Below are 17,174 nucleotides of genomic sequence, written 5' to 3'. Positions count from 1 at the left end.
GCTTTGTGGGATGGATCAGACGCTCAGCAGCAGGAACTCGCGCTCCCAGGAGCTGATCACGCGCTTGAAGTTTTCATGCTCGGCGCGTTTGACCGCGACGTAGCCGCGCACGAATTTGTTGCCCAGGTAACGCGCAACGGTGTCGCACTCTTCCATTTGCGTCAGCGCGTCTTCGATGGTGATCGGCAGGCGCAGGTTGCGGCGTTCGTAGGCACGGCCTTCGACGGCGGCACTCGGTTCGATGCCTTCGACCATGCCGATGTAGCCACACAGCAGGCTCGCGGCGATCGCCAGATACGGGTTGGCATCGGCGCCCGGCAGGCGGTTTTCCACGCGCATGGATTCCGGCCCGGAGGTCGGCACACGCAGGCCGACGGTGCGGTTTTCTTCGCCCCACTCGACGTTGACCGGTGCCGAAGTGTCCGGCAGGAAGCGGCGGAACGAGTTCACGTTCGGCGCGAACATCGGCAGCACTTTCGGGATGTACTTCTGCAGGCCGCCGATGTGATGGCGGAACAGCTCGCTCATTGTGCCGTCGGCATTGGCGAAGATCGGCTTGCCGGTGGCGATCTCCACGACGCTCTGGTGCAGGTGCATGGCGCTGCCGGGTTCGTCACCAATCGGCTTGGCCATGAACGTGGCAGTGACGTTGTGCTTGAGCGCCGCTTCGCGCAGGGTGCGTTTGAACACGGTGATCTGGTCGGCCAGATCCAGTGCGTCGCCGTGACGGAAGTTGATTTCCATCTGCGCCGGGCCGTCTTCATGGATCAGCGTGTCCAGATCCAGGCCTTGCAGCTCGCACCAGTCGTAGACGTCTTCGAACAGCGGATCGAATTCGTTGGCGGCATCGATCGAGAACGATTGCCGACCGCTTTCGGCACGGCCCGAACGCCCCAGCGGCGCCTTGAGTGGCAGGTCCGGGTCTTCGCAGCGCTGGGTCAGGTAGAACTCCATTTCCGGCGCCACGATCGGCTTCCAGCCCTTGTCGGTGTACAGCTGCAGGACTTTTTTCAGCACGTTGCGCGGCGACAGTTCGATCGGGTTGCCGAACTTGTCGAAGGTGTCGTGGATGACGATGGCGGTCGGCTCGATCGCCCATGGAATCACATACACGGCGTCGCTCACCGGTTTGCAGACCATGTCGATGTCGGCCGGGTCGAGCAGGTCGTAGTAGATGTCGTCGTCGACAAAATCCCCGGTTACCGTTTGCAGCAGCACACTTTCCGGCAGGCGCATGCCTCGCTCATGCAGGAACTTGTTGGTCGGTGCGATCTTGCCGCGGGCGATGCCGGTCAGGTCGCTGACCACACATTCAACTTCGGTAATCTTGTGATCTTTCAGCCACGTGAACAGCTGATCGAAAGGGGCATTCATAGAGACCTCGTTATTGGTTTTATAGACGCCGGGGAGGGCGGGTTTCATCTTCCGCCCCTTCCCCTGTGGCGCGTTGGCGACTATCTTGGGCGTGCCTTGCCGTTCCATCTATCCACTTTAAGCAGCACCAAAGCGCACCAAAAGAGTGCGCAAGGTCTCCCATGACAACGTGTAATCCGCTACAGGTTCAGGCTTTCAATACCGCTGATATCAGTGAACAGATCCGCGCCACGCCGGGTTGGGTCCAGCATTACCAGCAGATGTCTCCCGGGCATTTCGCCGGGCAGATTCGCTATCTGGACCTGGAGGGTGTGCAGGTCTACGAAGAACAGATGAACACTCGCGTCGAGCAGACGTTCAGCGCGCCATCGGGGGCCTTGGCCTTCTGTTTCGATCGCAGCGACAACACGCTGTATCTGCTCAACGAAGACAGCCGCAACATCTGGATCACCCCGGAGAACTACCAGGAAATCGCCGTGGTGTTCGGCCCGGAATTCGTCCGTCAGCACGGTCTGGATGTGGCGAGACTCGAAGGATTGTTCATGGCGCCGCTTAACTGCGGGCAGAACGCCTTGTTCAGTCGCTGGTTAAGCTCAACTCTCACGAAGTTGTCGCAAGCTGTTGATCCGTTTGATAAAGACTCACTGACTCAGCAGTTACTCGAAGACTGCCTGTTCATCCTCGACAACGCACACACCCGTCTTGATCGCGGCGGATTACAGCGGCGTAGCGAAGAACGGATGATCATGAAGCGAGTAGGGGAGTGGGCGGCAGATTCGCCGGAAGACACCGTCAATCTGCTCGAACTGTCGAAGGTCGCAGGGGTGCCGTTGCGGCAATTACAGCAGGCGTTCAAGGCCTACACCGGGATGACCCCGAGTCACTGGTTGCGCCTGCGCCGGCTGAACAGTGCACACCGCGAATTGCTCAAGCGCCGGCCCACGGAAACCACCGTGGCTGAGGTGGCGATGCGCTGGTCGTTCTGGCATCTGGGGCGGTTTTCCAGCAGTTATCGTGCGCTGTTCAAAGAGCTGCCGAGCGAGACGCTGAAACGCTAGAGATTGCCGTCACGGACAAAAAGATCTTTGTGTCCCAAGCGAAGTTAAATAGAATCAGTCTCATTTGAATCTAACTTCGCGCAGGGTCTCTTGAGATGATTGAAGCCGCCACGCCATCGGAGCAGAGCCTGCACGCGCTGTACCGCGATCACCGAGGCTGGCTGGAAACCTGGCTGCGTCGACGCATGGGCAACGCGTGGGATGCGGCTGATCTGAGCCAGGACACCTTCATGCGCGTGCTGTGCAGCGCGCAACCGATTGCCGACATGCGTGAGCCCCGCGCCTATCTGCTGACCGTGGGCAAACGTCTGCTGAGCAACTTCTACACCCGCCGCAGTCTGGAAAAAGCCTACCTCGAAGCCCTCGCGCAACTGCCGGAGGAGTGCGTGCCATCGCCCGAGCAGCGTTGGCTGCTGCTGGAAACCCTGCAAGCGCTGGATGAGTTGCTTGATGGTTTGCCGCGAGCAGTGCGCCGGGCGTTTTTGTGGAGTCAGCTTGAAGGCCTCGGATACCGCGAAATCGCCGAGCGCCTGCAGGTGTCCGAGCGCACCGTCAAACGTTACATGGCACAGGCCTACGAGCATTGTCTGCTGGTGGATCTTTGATGCGCGTTGCCCCCAGCGATGAAGCCCGCGAAGTCGCCCGCGCCGCCGCGCACTGGCTGGCGTTGATTGAGTCCGGCGAAGCGGGCGCTGACGATCATGCGCAATTGCAGGTCTGGCGCAACAGCGATAGCCGGCATGAACACGCGTGGCAGAAAATCCAGCGCTTGCGCGAACGGTTTTCCGCTCTGCCTTCTGCGCTGGCCATGGCTACGCTGGATCGTCCGGACGCAGCGCGTCGGGCCGTGCTGAAACGCGCGCTTGGTATCGCGGCACTGGTGCCGGCTGCCTGGTTGATCAGTCGGCAACTGCCGCTGGATGTCTGGCGCGCGGATTTGCACACCAGCACGGGTGAACACAAGCGATTGCGGCTCGCGGATGGCAGTTCGTTGCAGCTGAATACCGACAGCGCCGTCAATGTGGATCTTGCTGCCGGTCAGTTGACACTGGTGCGGGGAGAGATGGCCCTTGATGTACCAGGCAACTCAGCGCTGATCATCAATCTGCCGTACGGGCGAATCATCGTCAGTCACAGTGAGATTTGCGTGCGTCTCAATGAGCGTGACTGCAATGTGTCGGTGGTCAGTGGCTCGGTGCAGTTGCAACCGTCAAACGGGCCGGCGCTGATCCTCGATCAGGGCCAGCAGATCAGGCTGCAGGCTTCTGGCGCGGGTGCTGTCCGGGCGTTTGATGTCTCGATGCCGAGCTGGCGCGACGGTGTACTGATGGCGCAGAACCAGCCGCTGGGGGATTTTCTGCGCGAATTGAGCCGTTACCGCCCTGGCGTGCTGCGCTGGGATCCGGAGCTGGAGGCGCTGCGCATCACCGGCAGTTTTCGCCTGGATAACACCGATCAAGTGCTCTCGCTGTTGGCGGCCAGCCTGCCGATCGACGTGCAGAAACGCACGCGCTTTTGGGTCTCTCTCGTTCCGCGAAAATTGTCCCAGTCCAAAAAAACAGTCTGAGACCTGTCCCTTTTTTTCGCCTCGCTGGTCATTCCAGGCAAGTGAACCAAATCGAGAGCTTTTTCCTATGCCTGCAGTATTTCCAGGTCGTTTGCGTCCGTTGTTGCAGTTGAGCCTTTTGTTGAGCCTGAGTGCCAGCCCCCTGTTGATCCCCAGCAGTTGGGCGGAAAGCGCCGACCGCCGCGCTTATCAGGTGCCTGCCGGCAGCCTGGGTGCGGCGCTGACCCGTTTTGCCGGACTGGCCGGAGTCAATCTGTCGGTAGATCCGGCCTTGGTCAGCGGGCGCAACAGCAATGGTCTGTCGGGTGAGTTTGGCGTGGAGGAGGGCTTTACCCGGTTGTTGCTGGGGTCCGGTCTACAGCTGCAACCGGCGGGCGTCCGCGCTTACACAGTCATTCCTGCGCCGGACGGCGGCAGTCTGGAACTGGCACCCACTTCGATTCTTGGATCGACGGGTGGCACGGATACCGAGGTTTTTGCCGGTGGCCAGGTGGCGCGCCGTGGTTCGCAAGGACTGCTGGGTTCCAGGGATTTCATGGAGACCCCGTTCAGCATGACCACCTACACCAGCGAAACGGTGAAAAACCAGCAGGCCCGCACTCTGGGCGATCTGATCGCCAACGATCCTTCGGTGCGTGCGACGAACCCGGCAGGCGGCCGTTATGAGCAATTCACCATCCGCGGTTTCAGCCTGTTCAACAGTGATGTTTCCTACAACGGGCTCTACGGGGTTCTGCCCACTTACACGATTGACATGGAAATGGCCGAGCGCGTCGACATCCTCAAGGGCCCGAGCCAACTGATCAACGGGATTTCGCCGCGGGGCAGTGTAGGAGGGGGGATCAACGTGGTGCCCAAGCGCGCCGGCGATCAGCCGAATACATCGCTGACGGCCAGTTACGCCTCGAACAATCAGCTCGGCGGCGCCGTCGACATCGGCCGTCGCTTTGGTGAGGACAACCAGTTCGGCCTGCGTTTCAACGGCGTCAAACAATCGGGTGACACTGAATGGGATCACCAGAGCGTCGATCGCGACATGGCAGTGCTGGGCCTGGATTTTCGCGGTGAGCGCCTGCGGCTTTCCACCGATATCGGTCACACCGAGCGCGATACCGATGCACCGCAAGAACGTGTGCAGGTCGGTGCAAACGCGAAAGTTCCGGATGCTGATGATGTGCGCGACAACTACGCGCAACCCTGGAGCCAGGCGCGAACCAAAGATACGTTTGGCACGCTCAATGGCGAGTTCGACGTCAGCGATTCGGTCATGTTGTATGGCGGCGTCGGCGCCCGTAACAGTAACCACGATTTCCTTCGGCATGCGGTGTCGGTGACCAACGACGCCGGCGACTTCAGCGTTCAACCGCGGGACTTCACCCGTGACGAAAATGTCCGGACTGCCACGGCGGGTGTGCGCAACTGGTTCCATACCGGTTCAGTCAGCCACGAGGTCAATCTGGCGGCCAGCTACTTCTACATGGATTTCGAAAATGGTGGCGCGCGGTATGCGGCGGGGCGCAGCAATCTGTATGACCCGGTGGAAACCGCAAAGCCGCGCACGCCAACACGCTACGACGCCAAGGTCTACACGGAAAACCGCTTCAGCGGCGTAGCACTGTCCGATACGCTGGGGTTCTTCGATGATCGCCTGCAGCTGACCCTTGGCACCCGTTGGCAGAGGGTTCAAGTCGACGACTGGAGCGATGATGTGAAGGGTGACACAGCCTATGACGAAGAAAAACTCTCGCCATCCGGCGGCATTCTGTTCAAGGCGACGGACAAGCTCTCGCTCTACGCCAACTACATGGAAGGCCTCAGCCAAGGGAAAATTGCGCCATCGACGTCGATCAACGAGGATGAAATCTTCCCGCCTTTTATCAGCCGACAAGTCGAAGTCGGGGCCAAATATGACGCGGGTTCGTATGCGCTTACAGCGTCTGTGTTCAGGATCAAACAGCCTGCTTATGAAACCAACGCCTCGACACGAGTCTTCGGCCCGAACGGCAAACGACAGAACGACGGGGTGGAGTTGAGTGTGTTCGGCGAGCCGTTCAAAGGGTTTCGATTGCTCGGCGGCGTGATGTACATCGACAGCGAACTGACCCAGACCACCAATGGAACCTTTGACGGTAACCGCGCGCCCGCGACACCCAAATACAACGTCAATCTCGGCGCAGAGTGGGATGTACCCAATATGCAGGGGCTGACGCTGACAGGCCGTGGAATCTATTCGAGTTCGCAGTATCTGGATCAGTCCAACCAGAAGGAAATCGACTCATGGGAGCGATTCGACGTGGGGACGCGCTACGCCTTTAAACTGGACGACAAGACCATCACCGTACGCGCCAATGTCGAGAACGTATTGGATAAACGCTATTGGAGTTCGGCGGGCGCATCAGATGACAGCGAACCCGGTTTGACGCTTTCGACGCCGAGGACTTATCTGCTATCAGCAACGGTGGATTTCTGATTTGCTTTGTTAAACAAGTGCGCGCTTAAAAGGAGGGTAAAATCTTCGAAATTCAGTGATCTTCTGTTAACTACACTAAATAGCCGTTTAGTAGAGCTATCGTAAAATACGCCGCCATCCACCGGAGCAGACCATGTCTCAACGCACAGTAAACGCACAGGCCTTGATTCAGGCGCTGGATCTGCAATCTCACGTGGAAGGCGGTTATTTTCGCAGAACCTATCAGGCCGATCATAGAGAGATGCTCGATACCGTCGGTGGCCCACGGTACCTGATGACATCGATTTACTACCTGTTGACCGAGCAATCACCAGTGGGCCAGTTTCATTTCAATCATTCCGACATTGTGCATTTTTTCCATCTGGGCGATCCCATCGAGTACAGCATGATCCATGCTGACGGCTCGCTGGAAACGCTGGTAATGGGCAACGACATTCTGGCGGGACAGCATCTGCAAATGCACGTGCCTGGCGGAATCTGGAAAGCTTCGCGACTGCTCGAGGGAGAACATGGATTTGGATTGATCAGCGAAGCGGTGTCGCCGGGATTTGATTTTGCGGATATGGAGATGGGTGATCGACGCAAACTGATTGCGCAATTTCCACAGCACCGGATGCTGATTGAAAAACTGACGCGGGATGCTGATTGAAGGTCGCCAATTGCAGGCAAGGCTGAGGTTTTGAAAAGAGGACTCAGGGTAAAACTCTGGATTGAAATCTGGCGTGCAACCGGGCTAACCCTGAAATATCTTGTTACGTGTAATGTATATTATGTTAAACCATGTGTCTGGATGGAACTGTTATGAAAGCCCTGCCTGAGCTCACCCCCCCCTAACGAATGCTTTGAACATCGCTGCTACCTAATTGAAGCGCAGCACGTTCCATAAGCGCTAAACGAATGCCTAGAACCTCATACATCAGATCTGACATCGTCCCACGAAGGCTAGCGGACAAATCGGACGCCACTGTTTCAGCCACTTCGTTTTCTAGCTCGTTTTGAAAACGACTGAACACACGACTGAGAGAACCTGCTACGTCGATAAGTACATCATCTGCAGAACCTTCTAACTTCGTCGCTATGCACTCCATACTGCGCCCGCATCGTTCCATCATGATGGTTACAAACTCAAGCTCTTTGGCGTTCATCTCACGCCCTGATTCTGCGCAAGCTGCCGACATAGCTCCGATGGCCTCCAAAGCCTCATCGTAGAGCCTTAAGTCTTCATCGATTATCGGAGAATACGGTACGCTATCTTTCCATTTGTCAGCGAAGGTAGCGTCGGGAAATAACGAAACTATGAAAGTCATGCCCATAGGAGCTAAGCGTCCATTGATTACCGCTCCGTAGCTAACGGTTACTTGAGGCGATAGTGCTGCTGCCACTGCGGAGAAAGACTCCTCCGTGGTTAACCAATCAAAAAGGGTCTCAACCTTCAAGAGAACAGCAAACTCAGCATCTGGCCATTGAGCACCACTGCTTTCAGGCTGACTACGCGAATACACTTCGACGTCCAACCCCTTGTCCGCCATAGCGAGCCGTATCTGTTCTCGGCGAGCGGATGTCAATGAATCAGCCCTTTGGAACGCATCTTCCGCAGCGCGACGTAGAACTGAGTGGCGACGACTCATGGTACGAAAACGGCTTGCAGACTGACCGCGTTGCTCCGGATTTATAGCAGCGTCGGCAAGTACAGCGCGTATCTGCCGAAGCGTATCGGCTATTTGAACCAACATTTCCAGCGGAGGCTCGCTAGTCATGCGCCATAACTCTGGGCGGTGTAATAACTCTGCGTCGCGCACCAGGCTAGCTGTCCGGGCAGCCATAAGGTTCGGTTTTTCCGAAACACCGTCAGTGAGCTCAGTCATCAGCCGCTGCAGACCTGTAACAAAGTCATGAAGTTTGTCACTTTCACTCAAGTTACCTACCGATAGAGGTCCAGTGAGCGATTCATTGATACTCGGAGGTTGAATGAACGTGGTGAGCCAGTCCCGAATCTGTAGAAGCATTTTCCACTTCGCTCCCGGAGTTTCCATCCGACAGTAGAAATCCCCCGCCTCCCTCAGCTTGACTCCAAGCTCATTGACAGCGACGGCTAAGTCCGTTGTTCGCTGGGTTTCGGTCGGCGCAGCAACCAAACGATTGATCGCTCGAATTTCAGCCTGATTCCAGGCAATACGTGCCGGAGCAATCACTGCATGCCGCGGCATACGTTTGGAGTTCTGAGAGTGCTCACCATATCCAACGGGACTGCCGTCGCTGAAAATCGCGTCTGCGATGAGGAGCTCGGCATCAGGTATCACAGCGCTCATGGCCGTGCAAAGGCGTACGACCTCCTCGTTCAGATCTGGCTGAACCTCTGGATGAACGAAACGGACGTACCCAGTCACACTGAGCATGCCGTCGGACTCTCCGATTTCAGGGCGAGTTACCCAAGGCCTCTCATTGTACAAACGACTAATAAGAGCGGTTGTACCCCCGGACATATCGACTACGGTCCGCGCAGCATCTAAATCTACTTCTCTTAGCGTGATGAGAAGAGTTAGAAGATCTTCCAGGGGCGCTTCAGACAAGTCACCACTTGGAAGACACCTGATAGACGGCGGTGATTTGCAACCGGCAATTGGCAACAGCGTAGCCGCGAGCTCAGCTGTCTCACTAACACTTAGTTGGGTCGGCCAAGCGTCTTTTGCCATCTCGATCAATATTTTACGAAGATCGGCGACATCAACTTTCGAGAAGGAGGCGTGCGCTATCTTCGGTTTGGCAAACATCGGTTCATCGCCGAAATCCACACTCGCAAGAGTAAACATAAAAGTGAACCCGCTTAAGCGGTCATCAATATCTGCTGAGCGAGAGATTTTCAGCCATTTTTCTGCAACTCGATCCGCACTTGCGAGACCGAGTCCATGAAGAACAGGGGGCCAGCACTGCCCTTCTTCTGACTTTAGTCGAGCAACGAGACCTCCCAACATCGCTGCTTCCTCTTCAGGCCATTGTCGCAAGACTCTGACGATGAAAGGCGCAAACGTATCGCTCGCAAGGGTCTCAGCAGCCGCTGTAACTGCCCGACTGCGAGCTTCACCAAGAAGATCTCGGATGGCTCCGTCCAGATATGTCGAACGAATCTCGTGCAACCCCGTAAGCGCTCCATCAGGCTTGGCGCGCACCGCATGCTCATCGACCAGACGCTGAAGCAGCTTTGCAAAGCGAGGTTCATCCATTCCAGAAAGCATTCGAAGTCGAACTGGATCTATCGCTGCCCCTTGAGCCGCAGCAAAAGAAATGGTCCTTAGAATCATCAGCTCATCGCCGCGGTCTTCAGCAAGACGACGACGCACCTGCTCACGAATCGTCTCCTCAAGGCGCTCCCCTGCAGTTAGCAGATGGGTGTACTCGAGAAGCAGACCATTACTTAGCTCAAAAGGCTCTTGCCAGTGACTGAACGCTACTGGGCTGGAAGCTTGCAGGGCTTTCCAGATTCCGTATGCCAGGCTCTCATCGAGCTTGGGGCGGATCGTTGGCGTGCGAGCTGCAGATGAGAGAAGAAAGATGTCCTCTTCTCTCACCGTCCCAATCGTAAGCAGACCTGCCTGAGCCTCCACTTCCCGAACGAGCGCGTCCCATCCTGCCGTCTCCTGACGGCCCACATCATCAACGACGAAACCGACGGGGCGCTCAGGGCTCGCTTCGAGTAGTTTCGCGAGCTGAACAAGTTTTGCTACATCGGAAACCTGCAGCTCCCGAATGCGGTACCAACGCACGGCATGACGTGTATGGTGAGCCGACAACCAGGCAAGTGCTGATTTTCCCGCACCAGATGGGCCCGCGACCAATGTAAATCGCTTTGCCTCAAGACCGGTCAAAATGTCCGCCATCAACTCCGGCCGAGCAAACACAAGGCCGGCCCCGACGTGCCCTGGTGCCACGTTGACACCTTGGTAGAAGGCTCCAGCCGGCATAGGTTCGCTGAAATTTGCAATCTCTGCGAGGCCATCTGTCAAAGCAACGTAGCCGATAGGATCAATTATCCCTTGAACTCCATCGATACGCGTCTGCACGTCGCTTCGGTCCAACGTCTCTGGTTTTTCGCTCGATGCTGAGTAGTTGGAGTCAGATGCTTTCCCAGCCTGTTCGCGAAGTTGTTGGAGCACCAGCCGCACACCCGCAGGCGATAGTGATGCACTGGTGAGAGCAGCGCAGCCACGATCTAACGGATTGGGTTCGATCACCAGGTGGGTGCGCGCTAGTAAAGCCTCGACCACACCGTTCTCGGGTTGCCCTAAGGCCTCTGCCAAAAACCTTCCGAATTTCGTCAGATCTTGGTCACTTTCGGCAAGCGTGACTATCCAACCCGTAGGTTGAATACCTTCAAGCGGTCGCTCTAGCACCAGCGCTAATCTCACCCGATTGGATTCAAGCCAATCGTGAGGTAGATCCTTAGCACTCTTGGCGAGATGTTTTGCCGTCTCGGCTTGGGAGAAGACACCCTGAGGATCATGCCTAGCCTTGAGCTGGGCTCTAAATTCAAGTTCAGGTCCGTGCAAGGTAAGGTCGTCGACACCTTCCGGAATGAGCCGCGTCCAAGTGGCTTCGCCACTCCACGCCACTGAGGCGAGCCAAGCGGCTACCGCGTCCTGATATCGGAAACCCCGACCGGCCCGTGCACCTGATCGGGTCGCACTCCAAAGCTCTGGATCAATTAACAATTGCCCTGTTAACCCTGGAAATTCCATTTTTTGGCGTCTCTTTCAATCATGTATCAAATTATTTGCAACAGAGCGCGGACTTAGACGTGCAACATAGCTTTTTCATTGTAGGCCACGAACTGGACTCACAAGCCTAGGAAAACCGGGCACTTGAGGCATGAACTGTAAACGCAACACCCAGCGAAACGACCTACTCTGTTAAATAATGTGTCAGGACAGAACTTCTACCAAAGGTACTTTCAAGCTACCAATCCCCCAATCCCATTTTGAGCCAACTCAATCCCCCGGCTCCGGCAATCGACGCTCGAACCGTCTGTATGGCCCATCCGGAAAGCCTCGCGATGAAAGATACCCAAATCAAAGCATCAGCCAACTACCGCTACGGCGACAAATTCCCCCTTCGATCCTGCTAACGATCTATATCTACGGCTATCGCAACCGCATCAAGGCTGGCGCAGCGAACTTCGCCTACGGCGCATCGAAGGACTCTATATATCTCAGAAACCACCTGCACCGTAGCGTCTTCGATTGTTCCCTCATTACGGCACAGAACCCAACCGTGCTCCTTGACCGCTTGCTCGAACATCTCCGTACATGCCACATGCTCTGCGTACTTCTGAATCACAGTGCCGCCCAATCCTCGCGATCTCGTTGCAGCCCTTGCCCATGAAATGTCCGGGTCGGTGACGACGCCAACATGCAGGTCAGGCACGCGCACATCTCGATCCAGGTTCAACTGGAGAATCTCGGCAAACGGGATAGATCGGCGAAACGCGGCATCTGACGGATACCAGCGATCGATCAGGATGATGCTGTCCAGCGGCTGCTGCGTCAGTACGTGTCGGGAAATCCAGCGCCGACTATCAGCCAGGCGCTGGCACACAGCCCATTCCAGATCCTGAGAAGGATTTCTGGCAAGCGTGTTGATCAGGGCCATGGTTTCACCCCGGAAAGGATCGCTTTTTCTCTCGCAAAGCCGGATGACTTTCTTGTTGCCGGCTCTCAGCACTTTCGTAACGGCCTCCAACAGTGTGGTTTTGCCGGTGCCTTTGGGCCCATCCAGAGAAACAAACAGCGGACGATTCATTGTTCACATAACGATGGATTTATGGAGGTTCACTCTAACCGCATTCCCGGCATTCCACAGTGGCTGAATTGTCATTTCCAATGGCATAGCCCTGCCCTCACCCTACTTCACCGCCCTCCTCAGCTTATTGCTGGAGAAATGACTGGAGACTGTTGTGGCCGTCCACGATCAGTCCTCTAACGAGCGCCTCATAGTGTTCGGCAGTATTGAGATCTTGCAGATCGAAGCTTGCAGACCAGCGGATGAACGTCTTTGACTGCCCAGTCAGCGAGGCTAATTGAACAGTAGCTACATAGTTGTCCAGCGGTAACGGCGCCTCCTCCAAGCGATAAGACAGCGTCGTATTGCGATCATCGACCGACAAAAGACGCTCTCTGACCACAGCACCATCGATCAATATGAGTTTGCGAATACAGCCAACCAATCCATCGGGCTGGTTTCCCTCAATGCTGCTTTCCAAAATGGAGGGATGCCATTTACCAATCTCACCGAACCTCTTCAACACGCTCCAGGCGTGCGCTATGTCGCTGTCCAGGACAGCGGAGAACTCAACCATCGACATCGTGTACACCCTCAAAATCAACTGTTTTCGAACCTGACCTCTGCGCACGTCAGAGGTGGATGAAATCCGGTCCCGGTATGGATCAACAGGACCGGAAGACGCTCAACCTGCGAATTGGTGATAAACCTTGGCAATGACCTTCCAGGCCCCGTCGATTTTGATCAGGGTCAGGTAATCGTTGTAATCAGCGCCGATTGCATCCTGTTCCATATCGACACGAACCACGGCGGTGGTTGGCGTGATCGCCAGTACGTCGAGTCGGGTGATGATGTTCGGGGCATCGCCGTTCTTCTCTACGAAATCAAACAGATTCCTGATCGGGCCGCCCAGCAGTTCACCATTGGTGAATCCGTACATCACAGCGTCTTTATGGAACGCCTGCGCAACGCTCTGTGCACTGCCCACACGCAGCCCTTCAACATACTGATTGGCAATGGCGATGACAGCGTTGTACTCAGCGGTGGGTACTGCCTTGATGTTCTTCGACATGTGTCTCTCCTTCCAGTAAGGGCGAGGCGCGACGCACCTCGCCAATTGCATTCAACGGCTTAGGCGCTTGGGTGGGTGTGGTAGATCTTGCTGACAATCGTCCACTGACCTTCAACCTTCAGCAGGTTGAAGAAGTCGGTGAAACGGAATCCTGAAACATTGTCCGTATCGACCCGGGCACTGGCTGCCGTGCCTACGATGTCGATACGAACGATCGCTGCTTGCGCTTCCGGAGACGGGCGGAACGCGTTATCAATGACGTCGTACAGGTTCTGGATCGCACCGCCGACGAGCTTGCCGTCGTCGACCCCGAACATGGTGGCCTGCTGGTTGAAGGCGGGCTTCATCAAGGCGCTGTCAGCTTTGGCACCACCTTCGTTGTACTGGCTGAGCACGTCGACGATTGCGTTGTATTCCTGAACATAAGTTGAAGTGGACATGAGGTATTCCTGAGTTAGTAAATGGCTGAAGAAAGCAAGGAAGGTTTACGGACGAGGCTCGGTAAACAGTCACCAATCCTGGCGCGTCGGCGAGATGATCAGGTCGTTGACGGTGACGTTTTCCGGTTGGTTGAGCGCGTAAATCACGGCTCCCGCGATGTCGTCGGGGGCGATGGCAATTCGGTTGAGCGCTTGGGCAGCCTTGCGCCCTTCAGGATCACTGACCTTGTCGGCCCAGCCGGTATTGATGACACCCGGGCTGACCGTGTTGACGCGGATGCCGTGCTGCACACCGAGCTCCTTGCGCATGGACTCGGTCATGGCCTGAACGAAAAATTTTGTTGCGCTGTAAACACCCGCCGCCGGTCCGACCTGATGACCGGCAACAGAGTCCATATTGAGAATCTGCCCGGACTTGCGCTCCAGCATGAAAGGCAGCACCGCCGCCGTAGTGTTGAGGTAGCCTTTGATATTCACGTCGATCATCTTTTCCCAGTCCTGTACCGCCAGGTCGACCCAGTTGGAAAAAAGCATCAGCCCGGCGTTGTTCACCAGAATGTCTACGGCGCCGTAGGTATCATGCGCAAATTGCGCGAGCGCTTGGGTCTGATGCGCCTGAGTCACGTCGGTGGTAAAAGCGACCACTTCGTTACCGCCCGCCCGCAACTCGGCGACAAAGCTTTCCAGACCCTGTTCATCCAGTGCAGCGGCCACTACGCGCACGCCTTGGGCGACAAGCGCGCGGGTGGTGGCGGCGCCGATGCCGGAAGACGCGCCGGTAACGATCGCTACTTTGTTATGCAGATAATTCATGCTCATTACCTCTTATCGATAAATGCCGTCGTTCAGGCGTTCGCGGTTGGCCAGTCGATGTAACCCTTGGCACCGCCGCCGTAGTAACTCTCGCGTGGCGCGATGGTGAGCTCGATCCCGCGACGCAAGCGCTCCACGAGGTCGGGGTTGGCAATGAACAAACGACCAAACGCCACCGCATCGATCCGCCCCTGCGCACGACGCTCTAGCGCCATCGGCAGGTCGTAGTTGTTATTGCCAATGAATGGCCCTTCGAACTGCGCACTCAGCGCGTCCAGATCCACGCCTTCCGGGACCGTGCGGGAGGTCGCCGTGGCGCCTTCGACAAAATGCAGATAAGCCAGATTGAATTGATTGAGCTGCTGAATCAGGTAACCGTAAGTCGCCATGACATTGCTGTCGGGAGGTGTATTTCCGGCATCGGGTGTAACTGGCGAGAGGCGAATACCGACCCGATCGCTCCCCCAGATCGAAATCACGGCGGCGGTGACTTCCAGCGTCAGTCGAGCCCGGTTCTCGATGGAGCCGCCATATGGGTCAGTGCGTTGATTGGTGGAATCGCGCAGGAACTGGTCAAGCAGATAGCTGTTGGCGGAATGCACTTCCACACCATCGAAACCAGCTCGCCGGGCATTCTCTGCGGCCAGTTTGTACTGCTCGATGATTCCAGGGATCTCCGAGGTTTCCAGTGCGCGAGGCATCGACACCTCGACAAAGCCTTTCTCGGTGTAGGTGCTGCCTTCGGCCTTGATCGCCGAAGGCGCTACTGGCGCTTCTCCGTTGGGTTGTAGCTCGACACTCGAAAAGCGCCCCACGTGCCACAACTGACTGACGATTTTGCCGCCCGCCGCGTGCACCGCGTCAGTGACTCTTTTCCAGCCAGCTACCTGTGCCTCCGACCAGATACCCGGGGTCATGGCGTAACCCCGCCCCTGGGGAGAAATATTGGTCGCTTCGGCGATGATCAAGCCTGCACTGGCGCGCTGGGCGTAGTAAGTCGCGTGCATTTCATTCGGTACGCCGTCTTCGGCCATTCGGCTGCGTGTCACAGGTGCCATGACAATTCGGTTAGCCAATTGGAGTGCGCCCATTTGCATGGGCGAAAAAAGATCGGTATCAAACGTGTTAGCCTTCATAAAATCCTCGACTGAATAGACCGGTCGTCTAGTGGAAGGTTAAAAAAATACGCCCCTCTGTCAGCAGGCGTTTGCTGGTGATAATGCTGTTTCAAAAGCTGCCATCGTGTTCACGACTGTTACCGGCAGCGTTGCACCTGGTCACACAGGTGGTCGTCTGTATAACCCGTTCGTGAGGGCTCTAGTGCGACTTTCTCCCACTTGCTGATAACCAGCGGCGCAATCGCATTGCCCAGTACATTGAGCGTGGTGGTGCCGCTGTCGATAATCCTGAAAATGCCGGCGATCAATGCCACACCTTCCAACGGAAGACCGGCAGAGGCCAAGGTGGCTGACAAGATCACGATTGCAAACCCAGGCACACCTGCGGCGCCCTTCGAGGTCAGTACCATCGTCACGACCAACAGAATCTGCTGTGACAGAGACAGGTCGATCCCATAGAGTTGCGCCACAAAAATGGTCGCCACACCGAGAAAAATCGATGCGCCATCGAGATTGAACGCATACCCCACCGGCACCACAAAACTGACGATCCGACGCGGTACACCGTAGCTTTCCAGTTTGGTCATCAGTTGCGGCATGACGGCGGCTGAGGCGGCACTGGAAAACGCCAGAATCAACTCATTACGGAAGTAGCGGATCAACTTGAAGATGTTTTCGCCAATCAAATAACAAATGCCACCCAGTACCACCAAAGCGAACACCATCAGCGCCAGATACACCACCCCAATCAACTTGAGCAGCGGCAGCAGCGAGGCAAAACCAAACGTCGCGACGGTCGCGCCGATCATGCCAAACACCCCTATCGGCGCGTAGGCCATCACAATGGAAACCACCTTGAACATCGCATCGGAAAGGCTCTGAACAACCGCAATAAATGGCGCGCTTTTGTCTTTGGGCAAAGCATTCAACGCCAGCCCCAACAGCACAGCGAAGAACAGTACCGACAGCAACTTCGCTTCTGACATTGCCACTATCACGTTGTCTGGAACGATGTTCTGCAAAATCACCAACGCCCCTTTGGACGGCTCAAGCGTGATCGATGCAGCGCCATGCGAAAGGCCTGAAATATCGGTTCCTCGTCCTGGTTCGAAGAGGTTGGCAAAACACAGGCCTATGACGATGGCCAGCGCGGTAATCGCAAAGAAGTAGCCGAGCGACTTCACCCCCATACGGCCGAACGATTTGCTGTCACCGCCGCCCGCGATCCCCAAAATCATGCAACAGAACACGATCGGAACAACCACCATCTTCATCATCTTGATAAAGATGTCACCGAGCGGTTTGAGGATCTCCGTACTCACCCATGTCTGATAGTGCGGATGCGTATTGAAGTACCAACCTGCAAGCACGCCAAGCAATAGCCCGGCAACGATTTGCCACACCAAGGGAATACGTTTCATGTCTAGCCTTCTTGTTGGAATGAAAGGTCTGCGTCTATTCGCAGTTGCTAGAGTCATGAGCTTCCAGCT

14 protein-coding genes are annotated in these 17,174 nt (G+C 56.2%); 5 read left to right on the top strand and 9 right to left on the bottom strand.

Annotated elements, in window-relative coordinates:
- Positions 1-15 precede the first annotated feature (15 nt).
- The gene (locus tag VLA07_RS17150; RefSeq protein ID WP_027611935.1) at positions 16-1,374 is read right to left on the bottom strand and encodes a glutamine synthetase family protein; all 1,359 of its coding nucleotides are present in this window, start codon (positions 1,372-1,374) and stop codon (positions 16-18) included.
- A 161-nt stretch (positions 1,375-1,535) separates the two neighbouring features.
- Between VLA07_RS17150 and VLA07_RS17145 the strand changes: the two genes are divergently transcribed.
- The 5 genes from VLA07_RS17145 (at position 1,536) to VLA07_RS17125 (ending at position 7,118) form a co-directional block, all read left to right on the top strand.
- Entirely contained in the window at positions 1,536-2,432 is an 897-nt protein-coding gene (locus VLA07_RS17145) for a helix-turn-helix domain-containing protein (RefSeq protein WP_333989848.1), read from the top strand.
- Between the two features lie 95 nt (positions 2,433-2,527).
- Positions 2,528-3,037, top strand: coding sequence for a sigma-70 family RNA polymerase sigma factor (locus VLA07_RS17140; protein WP_247841794.1), 510 nt, complete (start codon positions 2,528-2,530; stop codon positions 3,035-3,037).
- Positions 3,037-3,999 carry a FecR domain-containing protein gene (locus VLA07_RS17135; protein ID WP_333989846.1) on the top strand — a complete coding sequence of 321 codons (963 nt, stop codon included), beginning with the start codon at positions 3,037-3,039 and terminating at the stop codon, positions 3,997-3,999. Before VLA07_RS17140 ends, VLA07_RS17135 begins: the two co-directional genes overlap by 1 nt.
- A 67-nt stretch (positions 4,000-4,066) precedes the next feature.
- Positions 4,067-6,469, top strand: coding sequence for a TonB-dependent receptor (locus VLA07_RS17130; protein ID WP_333989844.1), 2,403 nt, complete (start codon positions 4,067-4,069; stop codon positions 6,467-6,469).
- A gap of 133 nt (positions 6,470-6,602) precedes the next feature.
- On the top strand, positions 6,603-7,118 hold the full coding sequence (locus tag VLA07_RS17125) for a cupin domain-containing protein (RefSeq protein WP_027611930.1): 516 nt from the start codon (positions 6,603-6,605) through the stop codon (positions 7,116-7,118).
- 181 nt (positions 7,119-7,299) lie between these two features.
- Here the strand turns inward: VLA07_RS17125 and VLA07_RS17120 are convergent, their stop codons facing one another.
- The 8 genes from VLA07_RS17120 to VLA07_RS17085 all read right to left on the bottom strand — a co-directional run bounded on the left by VLA07_RS17120 (position 7,300) and on the right by VLA07_RS17085 (position 17,105).
- Entirely contained in the window at positions 7,300-11,202 is a 3,903-nt protein-coding gene (locus tag VLA07_RS17120; RefSeq protein ID WP_333989842.1) for a hypothetical protein, read from the bottom strand.
- Positions 11,203-11,584: 382 nt separating this feature from the next.
- A complete protein-coding gene (locus VLA07_RS17115; protein WP_333989840.1) occupies positions 11,585-12,262 on the bottom strand; it encodes a dTMP kinase in 678 nt (225 codons plus the stop codon).
- 124 nt (positions 12,263-12,386) lie between these two features.
- Positions 12,387-12,824: an SRPBCC family protein gene (locus VLA07_RS17110; protein WP_333989838.1), complete on the bottom strand. Its 438-nt coding sequence runs from the start codon at positions 12,822-12,824 to the stop codon at positions 12,387-12,389.
- Between the two features lie 102 nt (positions 12,825-12,926).
- Positions 12,927-13,313 (bottom strand): nuclear transport factor 2 family protein, encoded by a 387-nt coding sequence (locus VLA07_RS17105; protein ID WP_247267505.1) that lies wholly within the window; start codon positions 13,311-13,313, stop codon positions 12,927-12,929.
- 59 nt (positions 13,314-13,372) lie between these two features.
- Positions 13,373-13,753 (bottom strand): nuclear transport factor 2 family protein, encoded by a 381-nt coding sequence (locus tag VLA07_RS17100; protein ID WP_103367113.1) that lies wholly within the window; start codon positions 13,751-13,753, stop codon positions 13,373-13,375.
- Positions 13,754-13,822: 69 nt separating this feature from the next.
- Complete coding sequence (locus VLA07_RS17095) at positions 13,823-14,566, bottom strand: SDR family oxidoreductase (RefSeq protein ID WP_115990573.1); 744 nt, start codon at positions 14,564-14,566, stop codon at positions 13,823-13,825.
- A gap of 32 nt (positions 14,567-14,598) precedes the next feature.
- A complete protein-coding gene (locus VLA07_RS17090; protein ID WP_247267502.1) occupies positions 14,599-15,702 on the bottom strand; it encodes an alkene reductase in 1,104 nt (367 codons plus the stop codon).
- 119 nt (positions 15,703-15,821) lie between these two features.
- Complete coding sequence (locus VLA07_RS17085) at positions 15,822-17,105, bottom strand: cation:dicarboxylate symporter family transporter (protein WP_333989833.1); 1,284 nt, start codon at positions 17,103-17,105, stop codon at positions 15,822-15,824.
- Positions 17,106-17,174 lie beyond the last annotated feature (69 nt).

It is taken from the genome of Pseudomonas sp. S3(2024), assembly GCF_036861315.1.
Lineage (GTDB): Bacteria > Pseudomonadota > Gammaproteobacteria > Pseudomonadales > Pseudomonadaceae > Aquipseudomonas > Aquipseudomonas putida_A.
The sequence above is the reverse complement of the archived record's forward strand: the minus strand, read 5'-3'. Positions and strand labels throughout refer to the sequence as shown.